This is a genomic window from Marinobacter caseinilyticus (assembly GCF_011074955.1).
GTDB lineage: Bacteria > Pseudomonadota > Gammaproteobacteria > Pseudomonadales > Oleiphilaceae > Marinobacter > Marinobacter caseinilyticus.
On record NZ_WUQJ01000018.1, the window covers coordinates 237545 to 260620 of the forward strand.

15 protein-coding genes and 4 tRNA genes are annotated in these 23076 nt (G+C 55.2%); 16 read left to right on the plus strand and 3 right to left on the minus strand.

Features of this window, described 5'->3' with window-relative positions; all coding sequences use genetic code 11:
* The first annotated feature begins 140 nt into the window (after positions 1-140).
* The 3 genes from GRX64_RS07875 to GRX64_RS07885 all read left to right on the plus strand — a co-directional run bounded on the left by GRX64_RS07875 (position 141) and on the right by GRX64_RS07885 (position 5564).
* Positions 141-1817 carry a glutamine--tRNA ligase/YqeY domain fusion protein gene (locus tag GRX64_RS07875; RefSeq protein WP_166265654.1) on the plus strand — a complete coding sequence of 559 codons (1677 nt, stop codon included), beginning with the start codon at positions 141-143 and terminating at the stop codon, positions 1815-1817.
* 23 nt (positions 1818-1840) lie between these two features.
* On the plus strand, positions 1841-3223 hold the full coding sequence (gene cysS / locus GRX64_RS07880) for a cysteine--tRNA ligase (RefSeq protein ID WP_166265657.1): 1383 nt from the start codon (positions 1841-1843) through the stop codon (positions 3221-3223).
* A 160-nt stretch (positions 3224-3383) separates the two neighbouring features.
* Positions 3384-5564: a malate synthase G gene (locus tag GRX64_RS07885; protein WP_166265660.1), complete on the plus strand. Its 2181-nt coding sequence runs from the start codon at positions 3384-3386 to the stop codon at positions 5562-5564.
* Between the two features lie 305 nt (positions 5565-5869).
* Here the strand turns inward: GRX64_RS07885 and folD are convergent, their stop codons facing one another.
* Positions 5870-6727: a bifunctional methylenetetrahydrofolate dehydrogenase/methenyltetrahydrofolate cyclohydrolase FolD gene (gene folD, locus GRX64_RS07890; protein ID WP_166265663.1), complete on the minus strand. Its 858-nt coding sequence runs from the start codon at positions 6725-6727 to the stop codon at positions 5870-5872.
* A 276-nt stretch (positions 6728-7003) separates the two neighbouring features.
* Here folD and GRX64_RS07895 point away from each other — a divergent pair.
* From GRX64_RS07895 to GRX64_RS07940, 10 genes are all read left to right on the plus strand, one after another.
* Positions 7004-7080, plus strand: a tRNA-Pro gene (locus tag GRX64_RS07895).
* A 36-nt stretch (positions 7081-7116) separates the two neighbouring features.
* Positions 7117-7193, plus strand: a tRNA-Arg gene (locus GRX64_RS07900).
* Between the two features lie 154 nt (positions 7194-7347).
* Positions 7348-7423: transfer RNA gene (locus GRX64_RS07905), tRNA-His, on the plus strand.
* A 166-nt stretch (positions 7424-7589) separates the two neighbouring features.
* A tRNA-Leu gene (locus tag GRX64_RS07910) sits at positions 7590-7674 on the plus strand.
* Positions 7675-8031: 357 nt separating this feature from the next.
* The gene (gene tig, locus GRX64_RS07915; protein WP_166265666.1) at positions 8032-9336 is read left to right on the plus strand and encodes a trigger factor; all 1305 of its coding nucleotides are present in this window, start codon (positions 8032-8034) and stop codon (positions 9334-9336) included.
* 164 nt (positions 9337-9500) lie between these two features.
* Positions 9501-10136, plus strand: coding sequence for an ATP-dependent Clp endopeptidase proteolytic subunit ClpP (gene clpP, locus GRX64_RS07920; protein ID WP_166265669.1), 636 nt, complete (start codon positions 9501-9503; stop codon positions 10134-10136).
* An 80-nt stretch (positions 10137-10216) separates the two neighbouring features.
* Positions 10217-11500 (plus strand): ATP-dependent Clp protease ATP-binding subunit ClpX, encoded by a 1284-nt coding sequence (clpX, locus tag GRX64_RS07925; RefSeq protein WP_166265672.1) that lies wholly within the window; start codon positions 10217-10219, stop codon positions 11498-11500.
* 173 nt (positions 11501-11673) lie between these two features.
* Entirely contained in the window at positions 11674-14091 is a 2418-nt protein-coding gene (gene lon, locus GRX64_RS07930; protein ID WP_166265675.1) for an endopeptidase La, read from the plus strand.
* A 238-nt stretch (positions 14092-14329) separates the two neighbouring features.
* A complete protein-coding gene (locus GRX64_RS07935) occupies positions 14330-14602 on the plus strand; it encodes an HU family DNA-binding protein (protein WP_166266052.1) in 273 nt (90 codons plus the stop codon).
* A gap of 303 nt (positions 14603-14905) precedes the next feature.
* On the plus strand, positions 14906-16765 hold the full coding sequence (locus GRX64_RS07940; RefSeq protein ID WP_166265678.1) for a SurA N-terminal domain-containing protein: 1860 nt from the start codon (positions 14906-14908) through the stop codon (positions 16763-16765).
* Between the two features lie 410 nt (positions 16766-17175).
* On the opposite strand, the gene hexR is transcribed toward GRX64_RS07940, so the two are convergent.
* Entirely contained in the window at positions 17176-18048 is an 873-nt protein-coding gene (hexR, locus tag GRX64_RS07945; RefSeq protein ID WP_166265681.1) for a transcriptional regulator HexR, read from the minus strand.
* Between the two features lie 206 nt (positions 18049-18254).
* Between hexR and zwf the strand changes: the two genes are divergently transcribed.
* Genes zwf through GRX64_RS07960 form a run of 3 tightly spaced genes read left to right on the plus strand, consistent with a single transcriptional unit; the run spans position 18255 to position 21155 of the window.
* Positions 18255-19730 carry a glucose-6-phosphate dehydrogenase gene (gene zwf / locus GRX64_RS07950; protein ID WP_166265684.1) on the plus strand — a complete coding sequence of 492 codons (1476 nt, stop codon included), beginning with the start codon at positions 18255-18257 and terminating at the stop codon, positions 19728-19730.
* Complete coding sequence (gene pgl, locus GRX64_RS07955; RefSeq protein WP_235937563.1) at positions 19717-20436, plus strand: 6-phosphogluconolactonase; 720 nt, start codon at positions 19717-19719, stop codon at positions 20434-20436. Before zwf ends, pgl begins: the two co-directional genes overlap by 14 nt.
* Before the next feature lie 56 nt (positions 20437-20492).
* The gene (locus GRX64_RS07960) at positions 20493-21155 is read left to right on the plus strand and encodes a bifunctional 4-hydroxy-2-oxoglutarate aldolase/2-dehydro-3-deoxy-phosphogluconate aldolase (protein WP_235937564.1); all 663 of its coding nucleotides are present in this window, start codon (positions 20493-20495) and stop codon (positions 21153-21155) included.
* A gap of 26 nt (positions 21156-21181) precedes the next feature.
* Here GRX64_RS07960 and GRX64_RS07965 read toward each other — a convergent pair whose 3' ends face one another.
* On the minus strand, positions 21182-22984 hold the full coding sequence (locus tag GRX64_RS07965; RefSeq protein WP_166265687.1) for a monovalent cation:proton antiporter-2 (CPA2) family protein: 1803 nt from the start codon (positions 22982-22984) through the stop codon (positions 21182-21184).
* Between the last annotated feature and the right edge of the window lie 92 nt (positions 22985-23076).

Consider the following 23076-nt stretch of genomic DNA (forward strand, 5'->3'; position numbering starts at 1 on the left):
CCTGTTCTGGGTGATTGTCAGGTTTCATGAAAGTTACAATATGACGCCATTGTACGGGAGAGTTTGTTCCTGTGCATGAGTTAGGCGAGCAAATATGCGTATAATACGCCGCTTAAGTTCATCCCATCAGTCGAGATCTTATGAGCGCCGAGTCAAAGAAAGCCCATAACTTTATCCTTAGCCTTATTGAAGAGGCTGTGCGTGAAGGCAAACACACCGGGAAAGTGGTCACCCGCTTCCCTCCGGAGCCGAATGGCTACCTCCACATTGGTCATGCCAAGTCGATATGTCTGAACTTTGGCATCGCGGAGGCCTTCGATGGGGAGTGCAATCTGCGTTTTGACGATACCAATCCTGAGAAGGAATCACAGGAATACATCGACGCCATCAAGCGCGATGTCACCTGGCTCGGGTACGAGTGGGCCGGTGAGGTGCGTTATGCCTCCGACTACTTTGACGCCATCTACGACTTTGCCGTGGAATTGATCGAGAAGGGGAAGGCCTATGTGTGCTCGCTGTCCGCCGACCAGATGGCGGAATACCGTGGCACTCTGAAAGAGCCCGGACGCAACAGCCCCTATCGCGACCGTCCGGTCGAGGAAAACCTGCAGCTGTTCCGCGACATGCGCGCAGGAAAATACGGCAATGGCGAAATGGTCCTGCGGGCAAAGATCGATATGGCGTCGCCGAATATCAATCTGCGCGATCCCATTCTGTACCGTATTCGCTACGCCGACCATCACCAGACCGCGGATAAGTGGTGCATCTACCCGATGTACGATTTCACGCACCCGATCTCCGACGCCCTGGAATACGTGACCCACTCCCTATGCACCCTGGAATTTGAGGATCACCGGCCATTGTATGACTGGGTGCTGGCGCACATTTCGGTGCCTTGCCGGCCACGGCAGATCGAATTCGCGCGGCTGAACCTGAACTACACCATAACCAGTAAGCGCAAGCTGAAACGGCTGGTGGATGAAGGCCACTGTGACGGCTGGGATGACCCGCGGATGCCGACCGTTTCCGGTATGCGTCGCCGTGGTTATACGCCGGAATCGATTCGCACATTTTGCGATATGATTGGCGTGAACAAAGCCGGCGGTACGGTGGATATGGGTATGCTCGAACACGCCATCCGCGAAGATCTGAACACCCGCGCGCCGCGCGCAATGTGCGTGATGCGCCCGCTGAAGGTGACGTTGGTCAATTACCCGGACGATCAAACTGAAACCCTGACCTTGCCGGTGCATCCGCAGAACCCGGACATGGGGACCCGTGAGGTGCCATGGACCAAGACGCTGTTTATTGACCGGGAAGATTTTGCCGAGGAGCCGCCCCGCAAGTGGAAGCGGCTGGCGCCGGATCAGGCCGTCCGCCTGCGCGGTGGTTATGTGATGACGTGTCGTGAAGTGGTGCGCAATGCCAGCGGTGAAATTGTTGAGCTGCGATGTGAATACGACCCCGCGACCCTGGGCGTGAACCCCGACGGTTACAAACCGAACGGTGTCGTCCATTGGGTGTCTGCGACCGACAGTGTCGATGTCGACATCAACCAGTATGACCGGCTGTTTAATCATGAATCACCCGACAGTGACAAAGAGGGCGATTTTGTCGAGCACCTGAATCCGGGTTCGTTGGTGCGTCTGACCGGCGCCCGGGTTGAAAAGAGCCTGGCCACGCCACGGCATGATCTGCCGTATCAGTTTGAGCGGGAGGGTTATTTCTTCTTTGATGAGCGGTTGTCCTCCGCCAGTCGGCCCGTCTTTAACCGAACCGTGACGCTCAGGGATTCCTGGGCAAAAGCCAAATCCTGACCCTGAAACCAGGTGAGTCCAACGTGATCAGAATTCATAATACCCTTAGCCAGCGCAAGGAAGAGTTCAAGCCACTGGAAGACGGCAAGGTGCGCATGTACGTGTGTGGCATGACCGTTTACGACTACTGCCACCTGGGGCATGCCCGGGTGCTGGTTGCTTTTGACGTCATCACCCGTTACCTGCGGCATCGTGGCTACCACGTGAATTACGTGCGCAATATCACGGACATTGATGACAAGATTCTGCGCCGCGCTGACGAGAACGGCGAAACGTTCACCGCCTTGACGGATCGCATGATCGATGCGATGCACGAAGACGAGCGGAAATTGAGCATTTTGCCGCCCACGGAGGAGCCTCGGGCGACCGCATTCATTGATGAAATCATTGCGATGATTCATGTGTTGATCAGCAAGGATTACGCCTATGAAGCGGACAATGGCGACGTCTATTTTGCAGTCAATGCCTTTGAAGGGTATGGCAAGCTCAGCAAGAAAAAGCTCGAAGATCTGCTGGCCGGTGCCCGTGTGGATGTGGCTGAAGCCAAACGGAGTCCGGCCGACTTTGCGCTCTGGAAAGCGGCCAAACCAGGGGAAGTGAGCTGGCCGTCACCCTGGGGCGATGGCCGTCCTGGCTGGCACATCGAATGCTCAGCCATGTCGACCTGTTGCCTGGGCAATACTTTCGATATTCACGGTGGCGGCCCGGACCTGATGTTCCCCCACCACGAAAACGAAATCGCCCAATCCGAGGCGGCAACGGGGCAGCCTTTTGCCCGGGTCTGGATGCATGCCGGTGCGGTGCGGGTGAATAAAGAAAAGATGTCCAAATCACTGGGCAACTTCTTCACCATTCGCGAGATTCTCGACAAATACCCGGCCGAAGTCGTGCGCTACTTTCTGGTGTCCAGCCACTATCGTAGTCAGGTGGATTATTCCGAAGACAACCTGGTGGAGGCCAGTCGTACGCTGACACGGCTCTATCAGGCGCTGCGTGGCCTGGTGCCCGCGAAAGACGTGCCGGAAACCGAACACGATCGGCGCTTCCTGGCGGCCATGGATGACGACTTTAACTCACCCGGCGCCATCACTGCGCTGCATGCAGTTGTTGCTGACATCAATCTGCATCGTCGCGAAGGCCGTGACGACGAGGCCCGCGCGGGTGCGGCCGTGCTGGTCCGGCTGGGCAAGATCCTGGGTATTCTGCAGCAAGACCCGGAAAGCTTCTTTCAGGGCGGTGCGGACGCGGAATTATCCGCGGATGACGTTGAAGTCATGATTGCCGCTCGCAAACGGGCTCGCGAGGATCGTGACTTCGCCGAAGCGGATCGCATCCGGGACGAACTGGCGGCGAAAGGCGTCATTTTGGACGACTCTCGCGACGGCACCAGCTGGCGCCGTGGCTGAGCGGGTATAACTTCGGAGAATGATTCTCTCTGCAATTTGGCGTAAACTATCGCCCTCAAATAAAACAGCCGCTCGCTCGATTCAGGTCGGGAGAGCGGGCCTGGCACCGGCTAACCTGTGCCAGGCCAACGAATTCAGCAAACCATCGAGGCAAACAACAATGACAGAACGCGTACAAGCCGGCGGCCTTCAGGTCGCAAAAGTCCTGTTCGATTTTGTGAATAGCGAAGCCATCCCTGGCACCGGCGTTGATGCCGACAAATTCTGGGCCGAATTCGGCGCCATCATTCACGAACTGGCGCCGCGGAACAAAGCGCTGCTCGCCAAGCGTGATGACCTGCAAGTACAACTGGATACCTGGTACAAGGATCACAAAGGTCAAGACCTTGATATGGCCGAGTACAAGTCGTTCCTGCAGGACATTGGCTACCTGGTCAACGAGCCCGCGGACTTCAGCATCGATACCACCAATGTCGATCCGGAAATCGCCACCATGGCGGGCCCTCAATTGGTCGTGCCGGTGATGAACGCCCGGTTTGCGCTCAACGCCGTTAACGCTCGCTGGGGCAGCCTGTACGACGCGTTGTATGGCACGGACGTGCTGTCAGAAGACGACGGTGCTGAGAAGGGCCGTGGCTACAATCCGGTGCGTGGCGCCAAGGTCATCGAATACGCTCGCAATGTGCTGGACACTTCCGCCCCGCTGGCTGTGGGCAGCCATAAAGATTCGATCAAGTACGCCGTAGACGGCGGCAAATTGGTGGTCACGCTGCAGAACGGCGACACCACCGGCTTGAAAGACGAGTCCGGTTTTGTTGGTTACACCGGTGCGGCGTCAGCGCCGACTGGCGTATTGTTGGTCAAGAACGGCATGCATTTCGAGATTCAAGTGGATGCTACTCATCCGATCGGCAAAACCGACGGTGCCCACGTCAAAGATGTACTGGTTGAGTCGGCCTTGACCACCATCATGGACTGCGAAGACTCCATCGCGGCGGTGGATGCGGACGACAAGACCGTTGTTTACCGCAACTGGCTGGGCCTGATGAAAGGCGACCTGCAGGAAAGCTTCGAAAAAGGCGGTGAGCAGGTTACCCGCAAGATGAATCCAGACCGCACCTATACCGCGAAAGATGGCAGTGAACTGACCCTGCCAGGCCGCAGCGTGATGTTTGTGCGGAACGTGGGTCACTTGATGACCATCAATGCGATTCTCGACAAAGATGGCAATGAAATTCCGGAAGGCCTGATGGACGGCCTGATGACGTCGCTGATTGCGATCCACGATCTGAAAGGCAAAGGCCCGTTGCACAACAGCAAGACCGGCAGCGTTTACATCGTGAAACCCAAGATGCACGGCCCGGAAGAAGTGGCCTTCACGAATGAGTTTTTCGGTCGTATCGAGGACGCACTGGGTCTGCCGCGCTTCACCGTCAAAGTCGGCATCATGGATGAAGAGCGTCGCACCACGGCTAACCTGAAAGCGTGTATTGAAGCGGCCAAGGATCGCACCGTCTTCATTAACACCGGTTTCCTGGATCGCACCGGTGATGAAATTCATACGTCTATGGAAGCTGGCCCGGTGGTCCCGAAAGGTGCCATGAAGCAAGCGACCTGGATTCAGGCCTATGAAAACTGGAACGTTGATGTCGGTCTGGAAACTGGCCTGAAGGGCAAGGCCCAGATTGGTAAAGGCATGTGGGCCATGCCGGATTTGATGGCGCAAATGATGGAAGCCAAGACGGCGCACCCGAAAGCCGGTGCCAACACAGCGTGGGTTCCGTCACCGACGGCCGCAACCCTGCACGCGCTGCACTACCACCAGATCAACGTTGCTGACGTTCAGGCCCAGTTGGCCAATCGAGAGCACGCCAAGCTGGAAGACATCCTGACCATTCCGCTGATGAAAGACCCGTCTTCACTCAGCGCCGATGATATCCAGAGAGAGCTGGACAACAACGCCCAGGGTATCCTCGGTTACGTTGTGCGCTGGATTGATCAGGGTGTGGGATGTTCCAAGGTGCCGGACATCAACGATGTTGGCTTGATGGAAGATCGCGCGACTCTGCGGATCTCATCACAGCACCTGTGCAACTGGCTGTACCACGGTATCTGCACCGAAGCGCAGGTTATGGAAACCTTGAAGCGCATGGCAGGTGTGGTGGATCGTCAGAACGAAAACGACCCGGCCTACCGTGCCATGGCGACGAACTACGACGACAGTGTCGCCTTCCAGGCAGCTCTGGATCTGGTTTTGAAAGGTCGCCAGCAGCCCAATGGATACACCGAACCGTTGCTGCACGCCTACCGCTTGAAGGCCAAGGCCAAGTACGGCCAGTAAGCCGGAAGCAAGATAAGACCCCGCCACGGCGGGGTTTTTTTATGGCTGGAATGCGCCGGTAAGTCAACGCTGACTCGATGCCGGTCGCACCTTCAGGGAGGAACACCTGAGACAGTCTTGCCTTCACACGACGGAGTAGCGGCTGCGTGGCGGGCAACCCAGGTGCTGATGGGCACTGATGGCACCTGTAGGCGCGGCTTCAGAGGCGAAGGAGGGCAACTCTGGACCGGAGTGGGTCCGCCGCCAAGACTGCCCGGACATCACCGCGATCGGCGAGTGCTGAGGGGTACTGGCGGCTTTTATGGTCAGTCTTTGTGCAGGACGTTGGCGGCGTGCAGGGTGTTCTGCAGCAGGGTGGCGATGGTCATGGGCCCAACTCCGCCGGGCACGGGCGTGATGTAAGCGGCGCGCTCGCAGGCGACATCAAATTCCACGTCACCCCGAAGCTTGCCGTCAGACATGCGATTGATGCCCACATCTATGACCGTGGCGCCGGGTTTAATCCACTCACCTTTTACCAAGCCGGGTTTGCCGACGGCAGCAATCACGATATCGGCGTCGCTGACGTAGCGAGCGAGGTCGTCGGTGAAGCGGTGGGTAACCGTGGTGGTGGCACCTCGAAGCAACAGTTCCATAGACATCGGACGACCAACAATATTCGAGGCGCCGACAATGACTGCGTGCTGACCTTTATAGGGCGTGCCGATGCTGTCGAGTAACGTCATGATGCCGGCAGGCGTGCAGGGTCGGAGTTCTGGTCGACGCTGTACCAGGCGGCCGATATTGAAGGGGTGAAAACCATCAACATCTTTGTCCGGCCGAATTTTTACCAGAATTGGATCGGCGTCCAGGTGGTCGGGCAGCGGCAGTTGCACCAGGATGCCGTCCACTGTGGGGTTGTTATTGAGTTCGTCAACCAGCGCTTCCAGTGCCTGTTGGGAGGTATCTTCAGGTAGGTCATAAGACAGTGAAACAATGCCGGCCTGGTCGCAGGCCTTGCGCTTGTTGCCTACATAGACGCGAGACGCTGGGTCACCACCGACCAGCACGACCGCCAGGCCCGGTGCCCGCAATCCTTGTTGTCGGCGCGCGTCGACCCCGGCTGCGACTTGTTGGCGAATGCCGGCGGCAATTTCTTTTCCGTTGATCAATTTGGCGGTCATGGTATTGTCTTGTGCGGTTGAGGCGTCGTAACCTGAGAAAACGTGAACGGGTCGCTCGAATGCGCAGCTTGAAAGCCCGTGCTTTAAGGGCACGCATTGTCGCATGCTTCGGTCACTTCGCCAATGTGTCGGGCGCAGGTGTTATAGTGTCGGTGTCAGAGCAGAGAAGTGGATAAGCACGAATGTTCGGGTTTTCCTGAATTCGGTATTGACGGACCCCATTCTCGTCGGTATTATTCGCGCCACTTTGCTGAGGTATCTGTTGTTCAGATCGATCGGGGTATAGCGCAGTCTGGTAGCGCGCCTGCTTTGGGAGCAGGATGTCGGGAGTTCGAATCTCTCTACCCCGACCACTTTTAATCTGATTCATCAGATGGGCGAAAGGTTAAGCGCCCGTAGCTCAGCTGGATAGAGCAACGGCCTTCTAAGCCGTGGGTCGCAGGTTCAAGTCCTGCCGGGCGCACCATCAGCCTTCGGCCAGGTCACCTTCAGCGCCCCAACGCCAGGCAAAGTAATTAAGTGGATAGGATGTTGTGCGAGTTGGCGGCGAAAGCGGCTGGCGTTGAGCATTTCGAAATTGCTCAAGACACGCCCAGCGTGCTCTGCAGGTAATGGATGTGGTGGGCGTAGCTCAGCTGGTAGAGCTCAGGATTGTGACTCCTGCGGTCGAGGGTTCGAACCCCTTCGTCCACCCCAACTTTTCTGCTTTGGTTTGATTTCCACTGGTATACAATCATAGACTTGAATCATGGGCCCGACAGGTTTGATCAAGGACGTTCAAGTGGGATTGATGTCCAAGTGGTTTTGGGAGCAGGTACGCGCTCTCGATGGTCTAAATGCGTAGCCGAAATTTTGGTTTTAAGCTCCGGTGGTGGAATTGGTAGACACGATAGGTTTAGGTCCTATTGCCGCAAGGTGTGGGGGTTCAAGTCCCTCCCGGAGTACCACTTTAAAAGGCTCTTAGATGATCTAAGAGCCTTTTTTTATGGCTGCGATTTTCCGGAGTCGGGGAGTGTCAGGCAGAACGCCATTCGAATTCGGGCACTTCTCCCGAAACAGTTTGTCTACGCCTTGATGGCCGGTATTGCGCAATCATAGGTCAGCCCATTTGGGCTCCCGTTCCGTGTTGATTTGGCGGTCCATGGTTGCCCGAAGAGGAACATTGGTTTGATGATTCTCTCTGCGAATAAAACCGTGGTAAACTATCGCTTTTAATTTTCGCGTGTTTTGTCTTGGCTGCGTTGATTAGCCAGTTTTTAACCCGCATTTATTCATTTACTGAAACGGCAATTTGAGGATTTTTCATGCAAGTGTCTGTTGAAACGACATCTAACATCGAGCGTCGGATGACGATTGGTGTGCCCGCGCAGGAAATTGACCAGGCGGTAGAGAAACGCCTCCAGCACACTGCACGCACCGTTAAAATGAACGGTTTTCGTCCGGGCAAGGTGCCGATGAGCGTCGTTAAGCGTCGTTTTGGTGACGGTGTTCGTCAGGAAGTTGTTAGCGAAGTCATGCGCGACAGCTATGTGAAAGCGATCGAAGAACAGGAAGTTGCGCCTGCCGGCTGGCCACGTTTTGAGCCTAAGACAATGGAAGCAGGCAAGGATCTCGAGTTTGTTGCCATCTTTGAAGTATTGCCAGAGATAGAGCTGGGCGATCTGAGCAAAATTGAAATCGAGAAGCCCAAGGCCGACATCACCGAAAAAGACGTTGATACGATGATCGATAACCTGCGTCGCCAGCAGGCAACCATGAAGTCGGTCAAGCGTAAGTCCAAGAAGAAGGACGTGGTTACTATCGACTTTAAAGGGTTTATCGACGGCGAGACCTTTGAAGGCGGTTCGGCTGAAGGCCACAAACTGACACTGGGCTCTGGCCAGATGATCCCCGGCTTTGAAGACGGCGTCACGGGTGGCAAGGCCGGTGAAGAGCTCGAAGTTGAGGTGACCTTCCCGGAAGACTATCAGAAAGAAGAATTGGCCGGTAAGCCAGCCAAGTTCGAGATTAAAATCAACGAAGTAGAAGAGCCTATCCTGCCTGAGCTGGATAAAGAGTTTTTCGAAAAGTTCGGCATTGAGGCGGAAGACGAAGCGGCGTTCCGTGAAGAAGTGAAAAAGAACATGGCCCGTGAGCTGAAGCAGGCAGTGTCTACCAAAGTTAAGAATGACGTGGTTGATGGATTGCTCGAATCGACCGAGCTCGAAATTCCACAGGCGTTGGTTGACCAGGAGATTGATCGTCTGCGTCAGGACGCGGTCCAGCGCTTCGGAGGTCAGATGGACCCTCAGCAACTGCCGGCAGAACTGTTTACCGATCAGGCCAAGCGTCGTGTCAAGACCGGCCTGCTGTTCCAGGAGCTGGTTAAGAAAAACGACTTGAAGGCGGCACCTGAACAAGTCGATGAAAAGATCCAGGAAATTGCGTCAACGTATGAGCAGCCAGAGGAAGTGATTGCGCACTTCAGCAATGACCCTCAGCAAAAGGCTCAGATAGAGTCTGCGGTTCTGGAAGACGCTGTCGTGGACTTCGTTCTGGCTCAGGCGAAGGTCAAAGAAAAGAAAGTGAAGTACGAAGAGGCGGTTCAGTCCGCTCAACAACAGCGTTAATTTTCTCAGGGTATTGAATTCAGACCCTGTGAGACGCATAAAGAGAACAGCCGGCAAGTCCGGCTGTTTTCATCTTGGCCACATGCTGGCACAGTATCGGCTGCAAACCGACAATAAGCTCAGCCATAAGGCTGTTTAACGTCCAGAAGGAGTGCAGGCGTATCATGACGCAGAAACCTATTGATGGTCCCGCTATGGTTACCAGCTCTGGCCTGGTGCCAATTGTTATCGAGCAGACAGCGCGCGGTGAGCGTTCGTTTGATATTTACTCCCGGCTGCTCAAAGAGCGGGTGATCTTCATGGTGGGTCAGGTCGAAGACCACATGGCCAACCTGATCGTAGCCCAGTTGTTGTTCCTTGAGTCTGAAAATCCTGACAAAGACATCCATCTGTATATCAATAGCCCGGGGGGTTCGGTGACTGCCGGTATGTCAATTTATGACACCATGCAGTTTATCAAGCCCGACGTTGCCACTTTGTGTGTTGGTCAAGCCGCCAGTATGGGCGCCTTTTTGCTATCCGGTGGTGCCGCAGGCAAGCGCGCCTGTCTGCCCAATTCCCGCGTCATGATTCACCAGCCGTTAGGTGGGTATCAGGGCCAGGCAACCGATATTGAGATCCATACTCGTGAGATTCTTAAGATTCGTCAGCAGTTGAACACAATTCTGGCGCATCACACGGGCCAGGATCTTGAGACCATTGCCCGGGATACCGAGCGCGATAACTTTATGGATCCACAGCAGGCTAAAGATTATGGCCTGATTGATTCGATACTTGATAAGCGCGTATCGAATACATAATACTTAATTTGATCGCTACACCTTTTGTCGGCGTATTGTTTAAATTCTAAACGCCGGCAAACCAAGACAGAGGTATTTCAATGGCAGATGAAAGAAACGGCAGGGGCGACGATAACGGCAAGTTGCTCTACTGCTCGTTTTGTGGAAAGAGCCAGCATGAAGTCCGTAAGCTCATAGCAGGGCCTTCGGTGTTCATCTGCGACGAGTGCGTCGATCTGTGCAATGACATCATCCGTGAGGAGATTCAGGAAAACGCACAGGAAGACGCCAGTGATCGTCTACCCACGCCGGCTGAAATCCGTGAAACGTTGAATGAATATGTGATTGGCCAGGACCGGGCGAAAGTCGTGTTGTCCGTAGCGGTCTACAACCATTACAAGCGTCTTCGCTACGGTGAGGGTAAGGCGGATGTTGAGTTGGGCAAGAGCAACATTTTGCTGATCGGCCCGACCGGTAGCGGTAAAACATTGCTGGCCGAAACGCTCGCTCGAATGCTGAACGTGCCGTTTACTATTGCTGACGCAACGACACTGACCGAAGCCGGTTATGTCGGTGAGGATGTTGAGAACATCATTCAGAAGCTGCTGCAGAAGTGCGATTACGATGTCGATAAGGCCCAGCGCGGCATTGTGTACATCGACGAAATCGACAAGATTTCCCGCAAGTCTGATAACCCATCCATTACCCGTGATGTGTCGGGTGAGGGTGTTCAGCAAGCATTGCTAAAGCTGATTGAAGGGACTGTTGCCTCTGTACCGCCGCAAGGTGGCAGAAAGCACCCGCAACAGGAGTTCTTGCAGGTGGACACCGGTAATATCCTGTTCATTTGTGGCGGCGCATTTGCGGGTCTGGATAAAGTCATCCAGGACCGGTCCGCCCGCAGCAGTATCGGCTTTTCGGCAGCAGTTGTGAGTGAAGCGGATCGCAAGAGCACGGGTGACATCATCAAAGATGTTGAAACCGAAGATTTGGTCAAATACGGTCTGATTCCTGAGTTTGTCGGTCGTCTGCCGGTTGTGGCAACGCTGACCGAGTTGGATGAAGATGCACTGGTGCAGATCCTGACAGAGCCAAAAAATGCCCTGAGCAAGCAGTATCAGAAGCTGTTTGATATGGAAGGGGTGGAACTGGATTTCCGTGAGGACGCCTTACGCGCTGTTGCCCGCAAGGCAATGGTGCGCAACACGGGTGCCCGTGGGTTGCGGTCCATTATGGAGGCGACGCTGCTGGATACCATGTATCAGATTCCCTCTGAGCACGATGTCTCAAAGGTAGTGATTGATGAGAGCGTCATCAGCGGTGATTCCGAGCCGTTTAAGATTTACGCCAACACTGATCGCGCCAAGGCCGTACCGGAGGACTGACTGAGCTTGTAGTTCGGGCAATAAAAAAGGGCGGCAACGCCCTTTTTTTTGTCCCGTAAATGACGCTGCTGGCCAGTTTGGCGGTGTAAAGATTGGTGTAAAAAGTTTGCAATTTCCAGAGGCGCCCCAATGATCGGTGGTATGCTGAAAGAAACGTCATCAGAGGATTGTCTATGACCCTGATACCTGAAGAGTCCGTAAAAGAGTACCCCATGCTCCCGCTTCGTGACGTGGTGGTGTTCCCGCACATGGTGGTGCCATTATTTGTGGGACGGGAAAAGTCCATCCAGGCGCTTGAAGCGGCCATGGATGGCGGCAAAGAAATTTTGCTGGTAGCACAGCGAGATGCCGGCACGGACGAGCCAGGTCCCAAAGATGTCTTTAATATGGGGACGTTAGCAACCGTTCTTCAAATGCTGAGGCTGCCTGACGGCACCGTTAAGGTGCTGGTTGAAGGCAATGCCAGGGCCAACCTGGACTCCATTGCGGAAGGCGAGTATCTGACGGCCCAGGCTGTATTGATGGACGAGGACACACTTCCTGAGCGCGAAGAAGAAGTGTTGGTCAAGACGCTGATGGAAGAGTTTGAGAAATACGTCAAGCTGTCCAAGAAGGTTCCCTCCGAAGTCTCCAATGCGTTGACCGGTATTACCGAACTGGAGCGCCTTGCCGACACAATGGCGGCGCATCTTGAATTGCGTATCCCCGAAAAACAGGAGCTGCTCGAAGCGCTGGATGTACGCAATCGGGTCGACCTTCTATTGGGTAAGCTCGATGGCGAAATCGACCTGATCGAGGTTGAAAAGCGTATACGTGGGCGCGTCAAAAAGCAGATGGAGCGCAGCCAGCGCGAGTACTACCTGAACGAACAGATGAAAGCGATCCAGAAAGAGATGGGTCAGATGGGTGAGGGTAACAACGACTTCGAAGAGTTGGAGCAAAAACTCGAAGAGGCCGGTTTGCCAGAAGAAGCTCGCAAAAAAACCGAAGTGGAATTGAACAAACTCAAGATGATGTCGCCCATGTCCGCGGAAGCGACGGTGGTGCGTGGATACATTGACTGGATGCTGGCAGTGCCCTGGAAAAAGCGTAGCCGCGTGCGCCACGATATCGAGAAAGCCCGCGAGATTCTGGACGAGGATCACTACGGACTGGATGAAGTTAAAAAACGCATCCTGGAATACCTGGCGGTACAGAGCCGGGTAAAGAAAGTGAAAGGTCCGGTCTTGTGTCTGGTGGGTCCTCCCGGCGTTGGTAAGACGTCCTTGGGCCAGTCCATCGCCCGGGCGACTAACCGGAAATACACTCGGATGGCGCTTGGCGGGGTCCGCGATGAGGCTGAAATTCGCGGCCATCGTAAAACCTATATCGGGGCTTTACCCGGCAAGTTGTTGCAGAAATTGTCCAAAGTTGGGGTAAAAAACCCGCTTTTCCTGTTCGATGAAATCGACAAGATGGGCATGGATCATCGTGGTGATCCGGCGTCTGCGTTGCTCGAAGTACTGGACCCGGAGCAGAACCACACCTTCAACGACCACTACCTTGAGGTGGACTACGATCTGTCTGATGTGATGTTCGTGTGCACATCTAACTCGATGGACATTCCTTCGGCCTTGCTGGACCGCATGGAGATCATTCGGATACCCGGTTACACCGAGGATGAGAAGGTCAATATTGCACTGAAATACCTGCTACCGAAGCAGATCAAAGCCAATGGGCTGCGAAAAAGCGAACTCGATATTCCCGAAGAAACGATGCGGGATTTGATTCGTTATTATACTCGAGAGGCGGGTGTCCGCGGGTTGGAGCGTGAAATCGCAAAAATCTGCCGTAAAGTGGTTCGTGAGCATGTGGAATCCGGCGAGAAAACCGCAATTGTATTGTCTCAGGAGCAGCTGGAAGAGTACTCCGGCGTGCAAAAGTTCAAGTATGGACTGGCTGAAGACAAAAACCAGGTCGGTCAGGTGACCGGATTGGCATGGACTCAGGTCGGGGGTGAATTGCTCACCATCGAGTGCGCCTTGACCAAGGGCAAAGGCCGTGTGGTCAAGACGGGCTCTTTGGGCGATGTCATGCAAGAGTCGATTCAGGCGGCCTTAACGGTGGTCCGGAGTCGGGCGCTGGGTCTGGGTATTGGTGATGACTTTCACGAAAAGTACGATCTCCACGTGCACGTTCCGGAAGGTGCGACGCCAAAAGATGGCCCGAGTGCCGGTGTTGGCATGTGCACCGCTCTGGTTTCTGCATTGACGAATATTCCAGTGCGGGCGGATGTGGCAATGACCGGCGAAATCACGTTGCGTGGGCGCGTTCTCGCCATCGGGGGGCTGAAGGAAAAGCTGCTTGCAGCTCACCGTGGTGGCATCAAGCGAGTAGTCATTCCGGATGATAATGTTAGAGATCTCAAGGAGATACCCGACAACATCAAGGAATCGCTCGAGATTATTCCGGTCAAATGGATTGATCAGGTTCTGGATGCGGCGCTGGAATATCAGCCTGAGCCACGGTCCGTCGAGTCGACCTCGAAAGCGACCTCCGGAAGCGCTCGAGATGACGACGGCGATGCGGCTGAGCGCATAAATACACATTAAACACGAAGTGTGTTGTTGACAGGCGCGAGAAGCCATTGGTATAACTGTTTTGCCGTGAAGCAGCCAATACCAAGGGCTCCCGCGCGACGAGTGCATATTCCGGACGTCGGTCGAACGCCGAAAGGAATAAGAAAAGTGAAGAATGGAATTCTCAAATCGCTTGTGCGATAGTCGAGAACGTCCGAAAAAATATAAACCAACCTATAACATCTTCAACCTGAAATCGAAGGGGTTTAGTGTGAACAAGTCCGAACTAATTGATGCAATTGCAGAGTCAGCAGATCTTTCCAAGGCAAACGCAGGTCGTGCCCTGGATGCGATGATTAGCTCCGTTAGTGGAGCTTTGAAAAGCGGTGATCAGGTTACACTGATCGGTTTTGGTACTTTTGCGGTAAAAGAGCGTGCAGCCCGCACCGGTCGTAACCCGCAAACCGGTGCTGAGATCAAGATCCCGGCCTCTAAAGTGCCTGGCTTCAAAGCAGGTAAGGCTCTGAAAGACGCCGTTAAGTAACGGTCTCTTTCGCGGGTGGTGCTTAGGATTGGCGCTGCCGAAGTGATCCCCGTACGCTTAAAGCCGCCCAGGTGCACGGATTGGCCGGTACGGAACTAAGATCGCTTCATACGAATTCGAGGCGCATTCCAAATCAGGATGCGCCTTTTTACGTTCAGCCCTTCACTTCCATCGTCCCCAAGCGTCTGTTGGGGTGGAGCGGGGGCTGGATACTCCAATGACAGTGAACGAGGCCTGACGCTGACAGAGCCTGACATCGCAACCACAAGGCGATGACCGCCAGTCCAGTAGTCCGGGAGGAACATGCTTCAAGATATTCGTGAAAACGCCCAGGGTACGATTGCCAAAGTCATAATCGGTCTGCTGATTGTATCGCTCTCCATCTGGGGCATGGATGCGATTATCGGCGGTTTTTCCGGTGAGCCGGAAGTTGCGACCGTCAATGGCGAAGACATTACCGAGCGGGATTTTTTAAGGGTGGTGCAGATGGAGCGTCAGCGCCATTTGTCCCAGATGGAAACACCGGACCCGGCACTATTAGACGATGACCAGATCAGGGCCGGTGTGCTGGAGTCGCTGATCCTGGAGCAGACCCTGACACAGGATGCCGCCGCACAGGGGCTTGAATTGTCCGACGAAGACATTGATCGGCTGATTACGCAGATGCCTCAGTTCCAGGTGGACGGCCAGTTCAACAGCGACCGGTTCGTTGCAGTGGTGCGTAATATGGGGATGGGCGTTGGTGAATTCCGCCGCGCCATGCGCAGTCAGTTTGTGGTGAATCAGATTCGCGGGGCGTTGGTTCAGAGCGGTATCGTGAGTCCGGAGATTGTCGAGAACCTGTTGCGCATTCAATACCAGACCCGTGATTTTCGAACCGTAGCCGTGTCCGCTGACAGCGTCAGTGATCAGGTTGAGGTGTCCGATGAGGATGTTGAAGCCTACTACGAGGCCAACGCGACCAATTTCAAAGTGCCTGAAACCATTGACGCGGAGTATATTGAGCTGTCGCTGAGTGAGCTTGCCAAGGATGAGGACGTCAGCGACGAGGCATTGCAGGCCTACTACCAGGCGAAAGTTGCTGAGGTATCAATGGAGGAGCGTCGAGCGGCGCATATCCTGATCGAAGCCGGCGACGACTCAGAGGCCAAGCTGACAGAAGTCCAGGAAAAATTGGCCGCTGGTGAAGACTTTGCAGAGCTGGCCAAAACCTACTCTGCTGATACAGTGTCAGCAAAAGAGGGCGGCGACCTGGGCTTTGTGGGCCGGGGCATGTTTGACAGTGGTTTTGAAGACGCCATGTATGGGCTGGAGGTCGGCGACGTGTCAGAGCCGGTAGAGACCAGCTACGGCATGCATATCATCAAGTTGCTGGATGTTCGTCAGGCCGAAGCGCCTTCAATGGCGGCACTGGAAAGCGAGCTCAGAACCGAGCTGGCCGAAAAAGCAGCGGGCGAGCGATACGCAGAACTTCGGTCAGAACTGGCGGACATTGCGTATTCGGAAGGCAACCTGACCGCGCCCTCGCAAGAGTTGGGGCTCGAAATTAAAGAGCAGTCCGGTATCACTCGTGAAGGTGGTAATGGGCCATTCCAGCATGCTGGGCTGGTACGCCAGCTGTTTTCTGATGATGTATTGCAAGACAAGTACAACACTGAGTTGATTGATGTGGGCGACAATGTATCGATTGTAGCTCGGGTTAAAAACTACCAGCCAGCCTCGCAGCGACCACTGGCCGAAGTGCGTAACGTTATTCGTGAGCGCCTGGTGCGGGAGCAAACCCGAGAGTTGCTGGACCAGCGGGCGCAAGATGTTATCGCAAAACTACAGGACGGAGAGAGCCTGAGTGATGTCGATATCCTGACTGATGGTTGGACCGACCACAAAGGCACGACTCGCAACGATTCGTCGCTCAGTGCGAATGTCAGAATAACTGCTTTCTCATTGCCGCGTCCGGACGAAGATGCAGTGACGTACGGGCTTGCTCCGTCGGATGAAATGGCAGTTATTATTGCGTTGGACAGTGTTTCAGACGGCGATGTTGAGCAGAAGCAAGATGAGCTCAAGCAGTTGCAGCAGTTCCTGGCCAGCCAGCAAGGGCAGCGGGAATATCTGGCCTATCAGCAGTTCCTGAGAGATCAGGCTGAGGTGTCGCGACCCTAGTCAATAGCGGCCGCGGACACAGCGGGTGTTACGCTCATGCTTGTAGAAACAGGCTGAGCGTACACCCCTCTGAACAATCAAAGAACCCGGGTTAGGCGCAGCGCCAGCCCGGGTTTTTTTGTTTTACCGCTTTGATATGGATTATTCAGGGCGTTTGTGGGAGGTGCCTTCTTTTATGTTTATTGGGGTATCCGATGAACGGATAGCCTGGCTGTATACTCCGGTCTTCCCAAATGATTCGCCAGATGAGCGGGGCCCCCGATTGCCAGCTTCCTGCCAATCGGATAAGGGGCAACCCGGTTTAATATTCCGCCAACGAGTGTCTGCCTTCGTCCTGACGGTTTCTCGCGGTGACCGGTCACGCATTGCGGGGTATGGCTCAGCTGGTCAATCACTGAACCAGCAGGGCGCTAGTCGCTGCTAAGGCGAGTCGCTTTCAAACTGTCTTTGATCTTCTTGAGGTGATGTTGAAAATCCACGCCGCGTTTCAGGGTCACGCCAGTGGCGAGAATGTCGATCACGGTGAGGTGAATAATGCGGGATGACATCGGCATGTAGACTTCGGTGTCTTCGGGTGCGGTAACACCCAGCACCACAGTGCAGTTGTCGGCCAGGGGTGAGTCTGGGGTGGTGATGCCAATAACCGTAGCACCGCTGTCCCGCGCAATACGGGCAATATCAATCGTTTCCCGGGTCCGGCCGGTATAGGAAATCACCACAATGACATCGCCAACACCGCTGCCAGCTGCCACCATACGTTGCATCAGGGCATCATTGTAGGACATGACCGGAATATTGAAGCGGAAGAATTTGTGTTGTGCATCCATTGCCACCGGTGCCGAGCCACCCATGCCGAAGAAGTTGATTTGTTTGGCCTGGATCAAATGGTCGATGGCAAGAGACAGGGCTTTGGAAGACAGCGCCTGACGGGCCTTATCGAGACCTGCAATGGTGCTAAGCACAATTTTATCGGCAAATTCTGACACCGAGTCGTCTGGACTGATGTTCTGGCCAACATAGGGCGTCCCCGTAGCAATGCTTTGTGCCAGGCGGATCTTGAAGTCGGGAAAGCCGGTAGCGGAGAAGCTCCGACAAAACCGGTTCACCGTAGGCTCGCTGACATCTGCCGCTCTCGCCAGTGCGGCAATGCTGTAGCGGGTTGCTGCGGTGGGGTCGCGCAGGATGGCCTCCGCTACTTTGCGTTCGGATTTGTTGAGGCTGTCCAGACGTATCTGAATGACTTCAAGAACATTGTCGTCATGATGAGAATGTTTGGCGGTCATGTTGCGGAGTCTCCGGTCGCACAGGTCGTATTGCCCTCTCGCGACGGATTATACCGGGTTTTTAAAGCAAAAGCGGTAGTAAAAATATCATATATTCGTATTTATAATTGGTTTCTGGCATTTTAGATGTCATTATTTGCATAATATTACTACAAAATCTGTTTGATAAACATTATGAGCCACCACTTTACGTGAGAGACAGAAGCATGGTCGACCAGAGTGACACCCGCTGTGACTTGATAATGTTCGGTGCGTTGGGCGATTTGGCGCAGCGTAAATTATTTCCCGCGCTGTATCAGCTTGAGCGGGCCGGCCTACTGGACGAGAACTCCCGAATACTGGCGCTGGCCCGGGATGACACCGACACCGCGGGCGCGCGAAAACAGTTGGCCGGGCGTATCTGGAGCCATGTGCGCAAAGAGGAGCAGGATGAGGCGGTCATGGCACGGTTACTCGAGCGCATCAATTACCAGTGTTTCGATTTCAGTGACGAAGCCGGCTATCCGCCATTGAATGAGTGGCGCAAGCAGGGCGGTGGCGCCCTGATCATCTATATGGCAACGCCCCCGTCACTGTATGGCATGATTGCCCGAAACCTGCGGGCCGGTCAGTGTTGTAACGAGAAAACCAGGGTGGTGGTTGAGAAACCCATTGGTCATGACCTGGCCTCGTCAAAGGTGATCAATGATCAGTTGGCTGAGGTGTTTTATGAAAACCAGTTGTTCCGGATTGATCACTACCTTGGCAAAGAAACGGTTCAGAATCTGATTGCGCTGCGGTTCGCAAATAACCTGTTTGCCACCCAGTGGAATCAGAACCACATCTCCCATGTGGAGATTACGGTGGCGGAAAGCGTTGGCATTGAAGGCCGCTGGGGGTACTTCGACAAGGCCGGCCAAATGCGGGACATGATCCAGAATCACCTGCTTCAATTGCTGTGCCTGATAGCCATGGACCCACCCTCTGACTTGTCCGCCGACAGTATTCGCGACGAAAAAGTGAAGGTACTGAAGGCGCTGCGCCCGATTACCCCCGATTTGATGGAGACCCACCTGGTGAGAGGGCAGTACACCGCCGGAACCAGTATAGGTAAGCCAGTACCGGGTTACCTTGAGGAAGAAGGGGCGGCCAAGGGCAGTAAGACCGAAACCTTTGTGGCGCTGAAGGCTGAGATTCATAACTGGCGCTGGGCCGGGGTGCCTTTTTACATTCGCACCGGTAAGCGTTTGCCAGAAAAATTGTCGCAAATCATTATTCATTTCAAGCCGGCACCGCACTACATTTTTGATCCGGATCAAAAGCACCTGGCCAACAATAAATTGATTATCCGTTTGCAGCCGGACGAAGGTATGTCCTTACAGATTCTAACCAAAGACCAAGGGTTGGATAAGGGGATGCGCCTGCGTCAGGGACCGCTGGAATTGACGTTTTCGGAGGCATTCAATGCCGAACGTATCCCGGATGCGTACGAACGTTTGTTGTGGGAGGTCATGAAGGGCAATCAGTACCTCTTCGTGCGCCGGGACGAGGTCGAATTCGCCTGGCGCTGGGTGGATCAGGTGATTTCCAACTGGGAAGACCATGCCGCGTCTCCCAAGCGCTACGCTGCCGGCACCTGGGGCCCCGTTGCTTCAATCGCCATGATTACTCGTGATGGCCGGGGTTGGTATGAAGATGTCTGATGTTACCTGGCCAGCTCATATTACGGCGGTCTCCCAGAGCCACGCCGATGCGCTGGCGCACCAGCTCGCAGACCACGTGGCACTGCAACTGACAACCGCGCTGGAAGAGCGTCCCCGGGCCAGTCTCGCCGTGTCCGGCGGCAGTACTCCGAAAGCATTTTTTGCGGCTCTGAGTCGGCAGGTGCTGCCCTGGGAGCGAGTTGATATCACCCTGGTGGATGAGCGTTGGGTTTCGCCCGATGATCGGGACAGCAATGAACGTCTGGTTCGGGAATACTTGCTCATCGGCTATGCCGCATCGGCGCGCTTTATTGGCCTTAGGCAGCCCGGTACATTCGGTGGTGATGGCCAGCAAGCCTGTGAGCAGGCCTTGCAGGCGTTTAGCTGGCCGCTTGACGTGCTGATCCTCGGGATGGGCAACGACGGCCACACGGCGTCGTTCTTTCCCGACGCGCCCGAACTTCCGCAGGCACTGGACCCCAATAATACCGCCCTAAGTCTGGCGCTGACCCCGCCGTCCCAGGCCCACAGGCGTGTTTCACTGACGTTCAGCGTAATGTCTCACGCCCGGTTCAGAGCCCTGCACCTGAAGGGGGATGACAAGCTCGCGACCCTGGCTCGGGCCTTTGCAGACCTGGAACAGATCCCTGAGATGCCTGTGCGCGCATTCCTGAAGGACCCCATGTTTGTGTTCTGGAGCCCTTGAGCTTTAGGTCAGGGCCATTGAGTTTTATCGCATCTTTGCCGCAAGAGAGAATGATTATGCCGAAGCCGTCCATGCAGTTAGCCATTGAAAAGCGTCAGCAGGTGCAAGCCTTGCTTGCCGCCTGTCCCCTGGTGCCGGTCATTACGATTGATGATCCTGATCAAGCCGTGCCGCTGGGCCGGGCATTGGTAGCAGGCGGTATTCGCATTCTCGAGATCACACTGCGCACAGCCCATGGTCTGGAGGCAATCCGTCAGCTGCGTAAGGCGCTGCCCGAAATCTGGGTCGGGGCCGGGACGGTGACCAACCTTGATCAGTACCGGCAGGTCGAAGCGGCTGGTGCACAGTTCGTGATTACACCGGGTGTTACCGAAGCACTTCTGAGTCACGGTCTGACGGCGCAGGCGCCTCTATTGCCGGGCGTTGCAACGATTTCAGAAATGATGCTGGGTTACGCCATGGGCTACCGTGAGTTCAAGTTTTTTCCAGCCGAGGTGTCTGGCGGCATCCAGGCATTGAAAGCCTTTGCAGGCCCGTTCGGCGACGTCACATTCTGTCCGACCGGAGGCATCCGGCGGGATACAGCAAAGCACTATCTGGCTCTGAAAAATGTGGCAGCGGTCGGGGGTACCTGGCTCACGCCACCGGAGCTGGTGGTCGCCGGTGACTGGGACGGTGTGACCAAGCTGGCTAGCGCAAGTCTGGCCGACTTGCGCTAGCGGCGCACGCCGCATTTGTTCGGGATTTAATCCCGGTTGGCGGATGGTGGGCGTTTCTGGCGTTCTTTCTGGTCGCCTTCGAAAAGGTCTTTTAATTCCAATGCCGTTTCCTGGGCCGACTGCAGAATTTTATCCGCGTCCTGGTGAAGCCCATGCTGGTGCTGCAACGTGCGCTCGTCGGTTTCTCGAAAGAGGGCCGTCAGGTCCTGTGCTTCATCGCGTTCCCGCCCCAAGACCACCAGCATTTCCTCGGCCATTAACAGCGCCGAATGAAATGTTTCCCGAACCAGCCAACTGACCCCGGCATCCATCATCAAGTGGGCATGACGTCGATTGCGGGCGCGCGCCAGGATGCGAACGCTGGGAAAGTGTTCTTTGACCAGTCGCACCGTGCGCAGCGAGGCATCGATGTCGTCGATGGCCAGGATCAGCACGCTGGCGTCGCCAACTTTGGCCGCACGTAACACGTCAAGCTGTGAAGCATCACCGTAATGCACGGAATTGCCAAACCGGCGTACCACATCGACTTGAGCCGGATTGATGTCGAGCGCGGTAAACGGTGTTTTGAGTGACGTCAGAATGCGCCCGCTGATCTGTCCGAAACGGCCAAAGCCGGCAATCACCACACCGGTGCGGCCGTCGTCGATGGAATCGAATGGCGGAGCGTCTTCAACCAAATGGTGGGCGGCCAGTTTTTCCAGTACGAACACCGCGGCGGGTGTCAGGACCATGGACAGCGTAATGATGGCCGTCAGTTGTTCGCGCAGGTCGGCGCTGATCAGATCAAGTTGCGACACCAGTGCGAACATCACAAAGCCAAACTCCCCGCCCTGACTCAATAGCAGCCCGAGCTTGAGTGCGCTGGCCTTGCCAAGGCCGCCACCAAAGTAACCGACGGCGCCGATGATCAGTGTTTTGACTACCATCAGCGCCACCGTTGCGGCGACCAAAAAGACGGGATCGGCCAGCACCTTTGTCAGGTTCAGTGTCATGCCGACCGAGATGAAGAACAGACCGAGCAGCAGACCCTTAAACGGTTCAATATCGGCCTCAAGCTGATGCCGAAACTCGGAGTCGGCCAGCAGTACGCCGGCGACGAAGGCACCCAGTGCCATTGATAGACCGACGGACTCCATGAGATAGGCGGTTCCGGACACCACCAGTAGGGCTGCAGCAATGGATATTTCACGAACTCGGGTGGCGTGTACAAACTGGAGTACATGGCGCAGCAGATAGCGCCCGGCAATCACAATGGTGGCAAAGGTCAGGATAATTTGGCCGGCATCCACCAAGAGTTCACGCCATGAGGTTTCCTCCCCCGACCCGGCCAGAAACGGCAAGAACGCGAGCATCGGTACGACCGCCATATCCTGGAACAGCAAAATGGTGAAAGCGAGTCGGCCGTGTCCGGTGGCCAGCTCCCTTTTTTCGGCCAGCAACTGTAGAACAAACGCGGTTGACGACAGGGCCAGCCCGCAACCGATGACCAGTGCGATGGTCCAGGTCTCGCCTGCCAGGTAGATGAGCGTGGCAATCACCACCAAACTGGTGACCACCTGCAGCGAGCCAAAGCCAAAGATGGGTTTGCGAAGAGCCCGCAGGCGGGAGAATTGCAGTTCAAGGCCAATGATGAACATCAGCAGTACGACGCCGAACTCCGACACATGCAGCATGTTTTTGATGTCGCTGAACACGCCAAACCCGGACGGGCCAATCAGGATGCCGGCGGCAATATAGCCGAGGATGGCACCAAGACCGGCGCGTTTAAATAACGGCACGGCAATGACAGCAACCAGAAACAGAATGACGACTTGGCCGAGCGGGTTCATCAAAATCCTTATTCGACGACAGCGAAAATACGGTGGAGCGGTGTGCGTAGTCTACCCGCTGTATTGTCGGTTGTCGTGAACCCGTAATCGGC